Raw genomic sequence first — 10,126 nt, 5'->3', positions numbered from 1 at the left:
CCTGTCTTCAGCCCGTCGCTCGCCCTCTCCCGCAAGGGGAGAAGGTGGAAGACTACTTCGGCGCCGGCCGCTGGATGCTGGGCGCCAGGTTGGCCATGATCTCGCGCGCGTCATAGGCCCGCGGATCGCCCGACGGCTTGGCGCCCCGATGCATCACGATCTCGGCGCTGGCCTCGAACTTCTCGATCGTCCGGATCTCGGCGCGATCGAAGAACGGGTCGCCCCAGTAGGGATCCCAGGCGCGCCAGCCGCCGTAGCGGGGGCCGTAATAGCGCCAGGCCGGGCGCCAGTAGCCGTAGCCGCCGCCGTAATAGCCGAACGGCCGGCCGAAGGGGTCGCTGTCGATCACCGTGCGGGCGTCGCGGTCGGTCCGGCGGTCGGCCGTCTCGAACCAGTCGTAGCCTTGCTGGGTGGTCAGTTCGGCGGCCCGGTACAGCAGATAGCGCTCGACGGTCTCGCGCGAGGTGAGGCTGTTGCCGGCGAAGGTCACGCGGTAGCGGTCGCCTTCGAGGCGCTGTTCGGAGAAGCCGCCCGTGGCCTGCTGGCCCCGGATGTTCGGCTGGTAGGGGGTGGCGGTGGCGCAGGCCGTCAGCAGGGCGGCCAGCGCCACGGCCGCGACCATCCCGGCCTTGCCGGATAGGGTCTTGCGATTAGTCATGGCGCATTCCTTCACTCGGAATCTTGGCGAAAAGACTCTTTTCGTCCCATCAGTCTAATGCATGGCCCAGCTTTGTGGTTTCGCCAAGGCCATTGCGTTTCAGCGATGAGATCAGCCGCGCGCCACGATCAGCCCCGCGGCGGTGATCAGCAAGACCCCGACCACGATCGCGAAACCCTTGCGGAACCCCGGTTCGGTCATCCGCGACGACAGCGCCGCGCCGCCCAGGCCGTAGCTGCTCATGCTGATCAGGTCCATGCCGATGGTGGCGGCGGCGAACATCAGAAGTTGTGGCGCGAGCGGCCGCTGGACGTCGATGAACGGCGGCAGCACGGCGGTGAAGAACAGCAGGATCTTGGGGTTGGCGATCTGCACGGCGAAGCCGTCGCGGAACGCCGAGCGGCCCATGCGGAACGACCTGTGCGCCTCGCCCTCGCCGCCCGCGTCCTTCAGGCCCGACCGGATCGACTTGACCCCCAGCCAGACCAGATAGGCCGCGCCGGCCAGGGCCAGAAGGTGGAAGGCTTTCGGGAAGGCGATGATCAGCGCGCCCAGCCCCACGGCCGAACAGCCGAACCAGACCAGGGTGGCGGTGTTCATGCCCGCCACGCCCAGCAAGGCCGCGCCCTTGCCCCTCTGCATGCCGGTGGCGATGGCGAACAGGTTGGCCGGCCCCGGGGTTATGGCCATGACGAACATGGTCACCAGGAAAGCGCTGTAGCGGGTGGGATCGACGGGCAGGATCATGGCCAGTCCCTCTTAGCCAAGCTCCGCCCGCCGGGCCAACGGCCTGCTAGGCCCCGACCGTCGCCAGCACCCAGATGACGCGTCCCAGGGCGCCGAACAGCAGGACCGCCGTCGCCAGGGCCTGGATGATGAAGCCAGCCTCGCGCTTGCCCGGATCGGCCACATAGCCCAGGGCGTAGACGATCCGTCCGACGATCCAGATCACGCCCAGGATGACGGCGACTAGATCGCTCCAATAGATCGCGAACAGCCACAGCGACGGCAGGAACAGCGGCAGCCATTCCAGGGTGTTGGCCTGGACACGGATGTGGCGTTCGAGGATGGGATCGCCGGTCATGGCCGGCGCGTGGATGCCGCACTTGGCCCGCGCGCGGCTGATGCGGGCGGTCATCCAGACATAGACCAGCAGCGCGGCGATCGTGACGATCGCGACCCAGGAATGTGGTTGCATAGGCGCTTCTCCCCGACTCCCGTGAAGCGGAGCCTTCCGATCCTCGGACTACAACCCAGTTCGCTCGGGATTGCACCCAAAACAGGCGCCCACGAAAAGGCTGGAACCGCCCACGGCGGCCACGCGCTTTTCGTCTGAAACCGATCCTCATGCGGAGACTTCCAGCCATGCGTGTCGACTCCACGGCGATCCGGCGAATCGACTACGAGCCCGAGCACGGCAAGCTGTTCGTCACGTTCATCGACGGCGACGAATACGTCTATGTCGGGGTGCCGCCCCGCGTGACCGAGGCCTTCGAACGGGCGCCGTCGAAGGGCCGGTTCTTCCAGCGGATGATCCGCGACCGATACCCTTACAATCGGGTCTGACGCCCTCTTCCCTTTCGCCCCGATGCAACGCTAGATCGCAGCCTCTGATCGGACGGGGGCGGCGACATGGTGCGGGCGGGAATCGCCTTGGTTTTCGGCTTGGCCGCCGGCCTGGTCGCCGGCGCCGTTCAAGCCGCGCCGCGGGTGGCCTACAAGGTCGAAGGAACCTGCGACGGCTGGCCCCGGCTGGCGATCGAGACCGAGAAAGGCCTGTGCGCCGGCCTGGTGGCCGGTCCTACGCCCGGCGCCTTCGCCGACCGTCAGCTGCGCCTGCCCCGCACCCTGGTCCAGTTGGACGCCCAGACTTGGCTGGTCGCCGACCTGGCCGACTGGACCCGTCCGCGCGGCGTGGTCTGGAGACTGACCGCCGTCCCCGGCCAGCCCGTGCAGCTGCAGCCGCTGCTGACCGGCCTGTCCCTGCCGCACGGCCTGGCGATCGGCCCCGACGGCCTGGTCTATGTCGGCGAGATGAGCCGGATCTTCCGCTTCGACCCGCGCGCCGCCGACCCGGCCGCCACGGTGCAGGACGTGATCACCGGCCTGCCCGACAACAAGTTGCACGACAATCGCCATCCGTTGTCGCAGTTCGTGTTCGCGACCGACAGCGCCCTGCTGGTCAATGTCGGCGCGCCCTCGGACCAATGCCTGGACGCCAATGGCGCGCGGGTCGGAACCGACCGTTGCGACCAGTCCGAGGGCGAGGAGGCCACGGCCGGGATCCGCCGCTACGCCCGCCTGGCGCCCGGCCGCTGGGACCCGAAGTTCACGATGCTGGCGCGCGGCCTGCGCAATTCGGTGGCCCTGGCCGTGCATCCGTCGGGAACGGTGCTGCAGGCCGAGAACAGCTACGATTTCGACGACCGCTGGAGCCCGTTCGAGGAGGTCAACCGCATCGAGGCCGGCCGGCACTATGGCTGGCCCTACTGCCAGGACATGGCCACGCCGACACCCGGCTGGGCCGGCGCCATGGACTGCGCCTCCGGCGACCACGCCCCGCCCGTAGCCCTGCTGCCGCCCCACGTCGCCCCGCTGGCCATGACCTGGTACCAGGGCGCGATGTTCCCCCGGCTGAAGGGCAAGCTGCTGATGAGCTGGCACGGCTATCGCTCGACCGGCGGCCGGCTGGTCGCCTTCGAGGTCGACGCCGGCGGCGTTCCGCTGACCCGCGCCAGGGCGACGTATCCGATCTATCCCAGCGGTTCGCGGCCGTTCGGGGCCGGCCCCGCCGCCCAGGCCGAAGTGCTGACCCCGGGCTGGGGCCGGGTCGAGGGCGCGCGGCCGCAGGGGACGCCGGTCGGGATCACCGTCGCCGCCGACGGGGCCATCTGGGTCGCCGACGACAAGAACGCCAGCATCATCCGCTTCGCCGTCGATCGACCGTAAAGCGGACCGAGCCGGAACGGGCCGCCTCCCGCCGCGTTCGGGCCGCATGGCCGCGACGGGAACCCACAGCAGCTCGACCACCGTGGTCTACGCGGCCCTGGCCGGCAACCTGGCCATCGCCGCCACCAAGTTCGCCGCCTTCGCCCTGACGGGCTCCTCGGCCATGCTGACCGAGGCCATCCACTCCGGCGTCGACACCGGCAACCAGGGCCTGCTGTTGCTGGGCCTGGCCAGGGCCCGCAAGCCGCCCAGCCAGACCCATCCGTTCGGCTATGGGATGGAGGTCTATTTCTGGGCCTTCGTCGTGGCCCTGCTGATCTTCGCCCTGGGCGGCGCCTTTTCGATCTACGAGGGCGTGCTGAAGATCCGACGGCCCGAGCCGATCGAACAGGCCTGGATCAACTTCCTGGTGATCGGCCTGGCCGTGCTGTTCGAGGGCGGCTCGTTTCTGGTGGCTTGGAAGGAATTCAAGGTCGTCCGCAAGGGCGCGCCGTTCTTCCGCGCCATCCGTCGCAGCAAGGACCCGTCGATCTTCGCCGTGCTGCTGGAAGACGGCGCGGCCCTGGCCGGGCTGGCGATCGCCGCCCTGGGCGTGGCCGGCTCGGCGATGGTCGGCCTTCCCTGGGCCGACGGCGCGGCCTCGGCGGCCATCGGCGTGCTGCTGGTCGGTGTGGCGATCTTCCTGGCCAACGAGACCCGCAGCCTGCTGACCGGCGAGTCGGCCTCGCCCCGCATCGTCGAAGCGGTGCGCGCGATGCTGGCCGCCGATCCGCGCATCGACACCGTGGCCGAGGTGCTGAGCATGCATCTGGGACCGCAGGAGATCCTGCTGGGCGTGACCCTGGACTTCCACGACACGCTGACCGCCGGCGAGATCGAAGACGCCGCCGATGATTTCGCGGTGCGGATCCGCGCGATCGACGAGCGGATCACCCGGGTGTTCGTGCGCTCGGGCCGGGCCCGGGCGGCCTATGCCCGACCGTTGAAGGCCTGAGCCCGCCGCTCCTTCCACTCTTCCGCGGTCTGCCCCCACAGGTGCACCTCGACCTCGTGATAGGGCTCGGGCAGGCGGCCGACCTCCAGGAAGCGCGAGCCGATCCGCTGGGCCACCTTGATCGAGGCCAGGTTGGCCGGGTCGATGCAGTGGACCAGCCGCGTCCAGCCCAGGTGATCAACGGCCCAGTCCATGGTCGCCGTCGCCGCCTCGACCGCATAGCCCTTGCCGTGGGCGCGGGGATGCAGGCTCCAGCCCACCTCGCTCCCCGGCCAGCCTTCGGGGCGCCACGGCCCGATCCGGCCGACCCACTGGCCGGTGTCCTTCTCGATCAGCGAGAACATACCAAAGCCGTTCATCGCCCAGGAGCCGGCCATGGTCGCCATCATCCGCCAGGCCTGTGACCGGCTCATCTGGCCGCCGATGAAGCGAGCGGCCTCGGCGTCGGCCATCAGCTCGGCCCAACCGTCCAGGTCCTCGGCGGCCGGCGGCCGCAGGATCAGGCGAGCGCTTTCCAGGGTCGGACCGGGCGCGATCATCGGGATTCTCCTAGGCCACGCAGGCCGCCAGGCCGTCGCGGCGCACGGCGCCCGAGGCCCTGCCGATCCGGCTGGAGCGCTTCTTGACGTAGCGCCCCGGATTGACCGCCTTCCACTTCAGCGGGCTGGGCAGGATGGCCGCCAGCCGGGCCGCCTGCTGCTGCGTCAGCCCATCGGCCCCGACCTTGAAATAGGCCTGCGACGCGGCTTCCGCGCCATAGATCCCCGGGCCGTATTCGATAGAGTTCAGATAGACCTCCATGATCCGCTTCTTACCCCACAGGGTCTCGATCAGCACCGTGAAATAGGCCTCCAGCCCCTTGCGGACATAGGATCGGCCCGGCCACAGGAAGACGTTCTTGGCGGTCTGCTGGCTGATGGTCGAACCGCCACGGATCTTCCTGCCCTTGCCGTTGTTCTCGTAGGCCTTCTGCAGGGCGTCGAAGTCGAAGCCGTGATGGTCGCAGAACCGGGCGTCCTCGGCGGCGATCAGGGCGCGCGGCAGGGCCGGCGAGACCTCGCCGATCGGCCGCCAATGGTGGTTCCAGCCCTTGCCCTCGGCCAGGCGGATGACCATCAGGGGCGTCGCCGGCGGCGGCACGAAGCGGTAGACGATCACCGTCAGCACCGGCCCGGCGACCAGCACGATGAACAGGGCCACCAGGATGTTACGCACCAGCACCTTCACCGATCGCCCCTCGCCTTTCGCCGCCGGCCCCGCCGCACTTGCCTTGACCTTGCGGCCGGATGCTAGCCAAGCCTTTGTCGCGGGGATAGCCGCCCACCCGTTAGCGAGGCCTTGATGATCCCGTTCAAGACCGTTTCCGAAGCTGTCGAACGGCGGATGTCGGTCCGCGCCTTCAGGCCCGACCCGGTGCCGGGCGCCGTGGTCCGCGAGCTGCTGGAGGCCGCCGCCCGCGCGCCCTCGGGCGGGAACCTCCAGCCCTGGGTGGTGCACGCCCTGGCCGGCGAACCGCTGGCCGAGTTCAAGGCCCTGGTCGCCGCCCGGCTGATGGACCGCGACGAGCCGGAATACCACGTCTATCCGCCCAACCTCTGGGAGCCGCTGCGCACCCGCCGCTACCAGGTCGGCGAGGATCTCTACGGCGCCCTGAACATCCCGCGCGAGGACAAGCTGGGCCGGCTCCAGCAGTTCGCCAAGAACGCCGAGTTCTTCGGCGCGCCGGTCGCCCTGTTCTTCTCGGTCAACCGCGACTGCGGCCCGCCACAGTGGTCGGACATCGGCATGTACATGCAGACCCTGATGCTGCTGGCCGTCGAGCGAGGCCTGGACACCTGCGCCCAGGAGTTCTGGTCGGCCTATGGCCGGCTGACGGCGACCTTCCTGGACCTGCCCGCCGACCACATGCTGTTCTGCGGCATGGCGCTGGGCTATCGCGACGAGACGGCGGCGGTGAACAGCTGGCGCTCGCGACGGGAGCCGTTCGAGGAATGGGCCGTGATGCGCGGGTTCGACCAGGACGCGCCATAACCTCCCAGGTCATTGCCATCATAACCCGGTCCGTCGATAGCGGACGGCCATGAACGAACTCAGCGTCACCCTGCTGCTGCAAACGCCCACGGTCGGCGTCCGCGACGTGGCCTGCGACGGCGCCTGCCGGCACAGGAGCCCCAGCGAGTGCGCCGCCGCGACCCATCTCGTCTTTCCCTATCGCGGTGCCTATGTCCGCCACGTCGGGCGCCAGGACATGGTGGCCGAGGCCAATCAGGTCGTGTTCTTCAACCAAGACCAGGAATATGCGATCAGCCATCCGGTCGGCGGCGGCGACGCCTGTCTGTCGGTGTCGATCGGCGACGACCTACTGGCCGAACTGTCGCCCGCCGAACAGTTGGAGGACGGCGGCCTGGCGGTGTTCCGGCGACCGGCGCGGGGCGTCGATCCGGGGGTCCAGGCCCTGGCCGCCCAGCTGCGGCGCGGCCTGGCGCGCGGCGCCCTTGAGCCGCTGCAGGCCGAGAGCCTGACCCTGGACTTGGTCCGCCGCGCCCTGGGCGAGCGCGCCTCCCCTGCTCGGGCGGCCAGCTACGGCCGCCACAAGCTGGCCGACCGCGCCAAGCTGGCGCTGGCCTCCGATCCGGCCCGTCGCTGGACGCTGGGCGAGATCGCCGGCGAGGTCGGCGTCTCGCCGGTCTACCTGACCCAGGTCTTCGCCAAGGCGGAAGGCCAGCCGCTCTATCGCTACCAGTTGCGGCTACGGCTGGCCTGCGCTCTGGACCGGCTGGGCGATTGCGAGGATCTGACCGACCTGGCCCTGGACCTCGGCTTCTCCAGCCACAGTCACTTCGGCGCGGCGTTTCGCCAACACTACGGCCAGAGCCCGGGCGACTTCCGACGCACCGTCGCGCCGCCGCGCCGCTATGCCTGATCGACGAACCCGCCGGCCGGGGCCGGATGGGGCAGCGACCAACCGAAATAGACCTCGACCTCCACGACCTGATCACCCCGCAGGGTGAACATCTCCGTGTTGCGAAATCGCTTCCCCGCCCGCCACGCGGCCCTCGTAGGTCACCGCGACCTGGTCGTCGCCTGTCATCAAGCGGACGAAATCAAAACCCTCGATCCCCCCGCTGTTGGGCCAGCACCTCTCGAAATTAGGTCGCGCGATCGATGCGATTGTCGAGCGGGCTGGTGAAATGAAAGTCCGACGCGATTAATCGCTCGATGGCGGCCCGATCTTTGGCGGCATAGGCCGCGAACACCGCGCGGACGATCGCGTCGCTGTCTCTACCTGGCATGAGTCCATCTCCTGTTGGCGTGGGCCCCAGCGATTGTCGAAACGCGCCGCCGGTGGTTCGGGGTGACGAGCCTCAGCGCGTTCGAACGGGAACACCGAAGCTCAGGCTCGAAAACACGGTCTCGAAGTCGACGCCCTCGTCGACCAGCGGCTTGGTCCAGACCACGTCCATCATCCAGGCCCCGCCGTCTGGCATAGCGAAGCCGGCGCGACCCTCGGCGTCGGTGCGATGCTGCTCCAGCGGCGCGGCGTCGTGTGCCAGGTCGGTGAGCTTGACCAGCGCGCCCGCCAGGGGCCGCCCCTCGTAGAGCACCCGCACCGGCAGGGCGGCCGGACGCGGCCGGGCGTAGGGGCTGACCTCGGGCACGATCTCCAGGGTCAGGCCCACCGGCCGGGTGACCGCCGCCTGGGCGCCGCCTTCGCCGACCTGGACCAGGGCCTTGGTCTGGCGGCTGTAGCGCTCGGACGCGTCGATAGCCTGTTGTCCCCGCGCGGCGCGCGCCTCCAGGGCCGGGGTCAGGCCCTCCTCCCGGGCATAGGCGTCGAAGCGAGCGGCCGACAGGTGGCTCTGGGCGCCGGCGTCGCTGCGCAGGGTGACGACATAGGCTCCCGGCCGCGAGAAGCTCAAGGCGCCGTCGGCGGTCGGGGCGCCCAGGGTCAGGGCCGGGCGAAGGTCCTGGATCGCGCCGTCCGGCGCGGCGGCGTCGAACCGCAGCACGCGGCGCGGCGGCAGCTGCGAGCGTTGACGCTCGGTCCCCGTGCCGACCTGCAGGGTCATGGGTGTGGCCGCCCCGACGGGCAGCTGGAACCGCTCGGGCTGAATCCAGAACTCGTGGGCCGCGGCGACCCGGGGGCCGCACGCCAGGGCCAGGGCGCCGGCGGCCAGCAGGGCGCGACGCAGCGAAGTGATGAGACGGGCCACGGTCAGGACTCCTTGCGCGCGGGATAGACCGCGCCGTCGGGCGCGGCCAGGAACGGGAACACGGTGTCGGAATGGACGTGGTCGTCATGGTCGACCCCGTCATCGACGCCGGTCAGGCCGCCGGTGGCCAGCAGCGAGCGGTAGACGTCGACGGCGTCGTAGTTCGGCGTCCGCCCGCCGCAGTCCCCGGCCAGGTCGCGGCGTCCGGCCAGGGCGGCCAGCTCCACCGCGAACAGGGTCGTGCATCGCGTTCCGGCGCTGTCGATCCACAGTCGGTCGTCGGCCAGCAGCACCGCCAGGTTCAGGTAGCGCGACGCCCCGGCCGGGCGGTCGGCCAGCACGGCGTTGCCGCATTCGCCATCGAAGGCGTCGTAGAGACCCAGGGTCTTCTCGATCTCGGGGATGAAGGCGTCCGAGGTCGCGGGCGTGGCGTGGTTGTAGGCTTCCTTCAGAGCGTCGCTGACCGCGTCGGGCTCCAGCGTGGCCAGCAGGGCGTTGCCGGTCAACGGCCGGCCCATCCGGTCGATGCGCCCCTTGGGATCGACCGTTTCGCCCCAGACCGCCAGCAGCCCGCCGCCGCGCGACACGGCGGGCAGGTCGATCGACACGACCAGCGAGGCGGGGGTCCAGCCCGCCAGCAGGTTCTGGGCCGGTCCGCCCCGCGTGTGGCGCCAGCGGTCCAGGATCCTCGCCGAGGTCGCCTGGTCAAAGGCCGGGCAACCCGCCTCGTCCCGCGGCGCCCCGGCCTTCAGCGCCGCGGCGGCGGCGTCGTAGGCCTCGCGCGTGCCCTTGACGTTGTTGAAGAACGGGTCGTCGCGCAGGCCGGCGAAGACGCGGAAACCGTGGCGGCGCGAGACCAGGCCCTCGGGTCGGCTGGCGTCGCCCAGGGCCTCGTCCCCGCCCGCCTCGCAGCGGATCCCTGCCCCGGCGAACCGGCACGAGATCGTCGTCGTCGCGGTCGTCCTGCCGAACCGCGCGCCGCTGTCGACGTGGAAGACATAGGCCAGGTCCTTGGAAAAGCCGTGGCCGACGATCGCCATCACCAGGTTCAGCTTGCGGCGGTCCGGCGAGGTCCAGGCGAAGATGTCGCCGATGTCGGCCCGGGGATCGGCGATGACGCTGGGCGTGTCCAGGTGGTCGGACGCCCGCGCCGGTCCGGCGGCGGCCAGCAGCAAGGCCGCCGCGCCTCCCAGGCCGGCCGCCAGCGCGCGGCGGGTGTTGATGGTGCGGGTCATGGGGGGCTCCTGAGGATTGGAGCCGCAGAAGGCCTTGGAACGGCGGTCGCCCGCTGTCGAAATCTTTAGCGATTTA

Annotated in this window: 13 protein-coding genes; 5 read left to right on the top strand and 8 right to left on the bottom strand. The window is 70.1% G+C overall.

Features of this window, described 5'->3' with window-relative positions; all coding sequences use genetic code 11:
• Positions 1-52: 52 nt before the first annotated feature.
• From BM066_RS09660 to BM066_RS09650, 3 genes are all read right to left on the bottom strand, one after another.
• Entirely contained in the window at positions 53-622 is a 570-nt protein-coding gene (locus tag BM066_RS09660) for a CC0125/CC1285 family lipoprotein (protein ID WP_369823240.1), read from the bottom strand.
• A gap of 147 nt (positions 623-769) precedes the next feature.
• Positions 770-1,405 carry a LysE family translocator gene (locus tag BM066_RS09655; RefSeq protein WP_143093704.1) on the bottom strand — a complete coding sequence of 212 codons (636 nt, stop codon included), beginning with the start codon at positions 1,403-1,405 and terminating at the stop codon, positions 770-772.
• A gap of 46 nt (positions 1,406-1,451) precedes the next feature.
• Positions 1,452-1,856: an MAPEG family protein gene (locus BM066_RS09650; RefSeq protein WP_089926728.1), complete on the bottom strand. Its 405-nt coding sequence runs from the start codon at positions 1,854-1,856 to the stop codon at positions 1,452-1,454.
• 167 nt (positions 1,857-2,023) lie between these two features.
• Here BM066_RS09650 and BM066_RS09645 point away from each other — a divergent pair, with 167 nt between their 5' ends.
• The 3 genes from BM066_RS09645 to BM066_RS09635 all read left to right on the top strand — a co-directional run bounded on the left by BM066_RS09645 (position 2,024) and on the right by BM066_RS09635 (position 4,601).
• Positions 2,024-2,224: a KTSC domain-containing protein gene (locus BM066_RS09645; RefSeq protein WP_028038824.1), complete on the top strand. Its 201-nt coding sequence runs from the start codon at positions 2,024-2,026 to the stop codon at positions 2,222-2,224.
• An 87-nt stretch (positions 2,225-2,311) separates the two neighbouring features.
• Positions 2,312-3,607, top strand: coding sequence for a PQQ-dependent sugar dehydrogenase (locus BM066_RS09640; protein ID WP_255367535.1), 1,296 nt, complete (start codon positions 2,312-2,314; stop codon positions 3,605-3,607).
• A gap of 46 nt (positions 3,608-3,653) precedes the next feature.
• On the top strand, positions 3,654-4,601 hold the full coding sequence (locus BM066_RS09635) for a cation diffusion facilitator family transporter (protein ID WP_089926721.1): 948 nt from the start codon (positions 3,654-3,656) through the stop codon (positions 4,599-4,601).
• Here the strand turns inward: BM066_RS09635 and BM066_RS09630 are convergent.
• Positions 4,577-5,140: a GNAT family N-acetyltransferase gene (locus tag BM066_RS09630; protein WP_089926718.1), complete on the bottom strand. Its 564-nt coding sequence runs from the start codon at positions 5,138-5,140 to the stop codon at positions 4,577-4,579. The two genes, BM066_RS09635 and BM066_RS09630, sit on opposite strands and share 25 nt — an antisense overlap.
• Before the next feature lie 10 nt (positions 5,141-5,150).
• Positions 5,151-5,828, bottom strand: a complete 678-nt coding sequence (gene mtgA, locus BM066_RS09625) for a monofunctional biosynthetic peptidoglycan transglycosylase (protein WP_089926715.1) — start codon at positions 5,826-5,828, stop codon at positions 5,151-5,153.
• 114 nt (positions 5,829-5,942) lie between these two features.
• Between mtgA and BM066_RS09620 the strand changes: the two genes are divergently transcribed.
• Both BM066_RS09620 and BM066_RS09615 read left to right on the top strand, forming a co-directional pair.
• Positions 5,943-6,632 carry a nitroreductase gene (locus tag BM066_RS09620; protein ID WP_089926711.1) on the top strand — a complete coding sequence of 230 codons (690 nt, stop codon included), beginning with the start codon at positions 5,943-5,945 and terminating at the stop codon, positions 6,630-6,632.
• 49 nt (positions 6,633-6,681) lie between these two features.
• A complete protein-coding gene (locus BM066_RS09615) occupies positions 6,682-7,524 on the top strand; it encodes a helix-turn-helix transcriptional regulator (RefSeq protein WP_089926708.1) in 843 nt (280 codons plus the stop codon).
• A 226-nt stretch (positions 7,525-7,750) separates the two neighbouring features.
• Here the strand turns inward: BM066_RS09615 and BM066_RS26660 are convergent, their stop codons facing one another.
• The 3 genes from BM066_RS26660 to BM066_RS09600 all read right to left on the bottom strand — a co-directional run bounded on the left by BM066_RS26660 (position 7,751) and on the right by BM066_RS09600 (position 10,050).
• Positions 7,751-7,894: a hypothetical protein gene (locus tag BM066_RS26660; protein ID WP_218150901.1), complete on the bottom strand. Its 144-nt coding sequence runs from the start codon at positions 7,892-7,894 to the stop codon at positions 7,751-7,753.
• A 72-nt stretch (positions 7,895-7,966) separates the two neighbouring features.
• Complete coding sequence (locus BM066_RS09605; RefSeq protein WP_177218424.1) at positions 7,967-8,815, bottom strand: DUF4198 domain-containing protein; 849 nt, start codon at positions 8,813-8,815, stop codon at positions 7,967-7,969.
• A gap of 2 nt (positions 8,816-8,817) precedes the next feature.
• Positions 8,818-10,050, bottom strand: coding sequence for a DUF4331 family protein (locus BM066_RS09600; protein WP_089926702.1), 1,233 nt, complete (start codon positions 10,048-10,050; stop codon positions 8,818-8,820).
• Positions 10,051-10,126: the final 76 nt, after the last annotated feature.

This window comes from Caulobacter sp. UNC279MFTsu5.1 (assembly GCF_900114015.1).
Taxonomy (GTDB): Bacteria; Pseudomonadota; Alphaproteobacteria; order Caulobacterales; family Caulobacteraceae; genus Caulobacter.
This window is presented reverse-complemented; position numbering and strand designations above follow the sequence as displayed.

What these genes read in the sequence shown, in the direction of transcription:
- BM066_RS09645 (WP_028038824.1), top strand. Translation starts at nt 2,024, where the DNA reads ATGCGTGTCGACTCCACGGCGATCCGGCGAATCGACTACGAGCCCGAG.
- BM066_RS09615 (WP_089926708.1), top strand. Translation starts at nt 6,682, where the DNA reads ATGAACGAACTCAGCGTCACCCTGCTGCTGCAAACGCCCACGGTCGGC.
- BM066_RS09655 (WP_143093704.1), bottom strand. Translation starts at nt 1,405, where the DNA reads ATGATCCTGCCCGTCGATCCCACCCGCTACAGCGCTTTCCTGGTGACC.
- BM066_RS09600 (WP_089926702.1), bottom strand. Translation starts at nt 10,050, where the DNA reads ATGACCCGCACCATCAACACCCGCCGCGCGCTGGCGGCCGGCCTGGGA.
- BM066_RS09635 (WP_089926721.1), top strand. Translation starts at nt 3,654, where the DNA reads ATGGCCGCGACGGGAACCCACAGCAGCTCGACCACCGTGGTCTACGCG.
- BM066_RS09660 (WP_369823240.1), bottom strand. Translation starts at nt 622, where the DNA reads ATGGTCGCGGCCGTGGCGCTGGCCGCCCTGCTGACGGCCTGCGCCACC.
- BM066_RS09630 (WP_089926718.1), bottom strand. Translation starts at nt 5,140, where the DNA reads ATGATCGCGCCCGGTCCGACCCTGGAAAGCGCTCGCCTGATCCTGCGG.
- BM066_RS26660 (WP_218150901.1), bottom strand. Translation starts at nt 7,894, where the DNA reads ATGCCAGGTAGAGACAGCGACGCGATCGTCCGCGCGGTGTTCGCGGCC.
- BM066_RS09650 (WP_089926728.1), bottom strand. Translation starts at nt 1,856, where the DNA reads ATGCAACCACATTCCTGGGTCGCGATCGTCACGATCGCCGCGCTGCTG.
- BM066_RS09620 (WP_089926711.1), top strand. Translation starts at nt 5,943, where the DNA reads ATGATCCCGTTCAAGACCGTTTCCGAAGCTGTCGAACGGCGGATGTCG.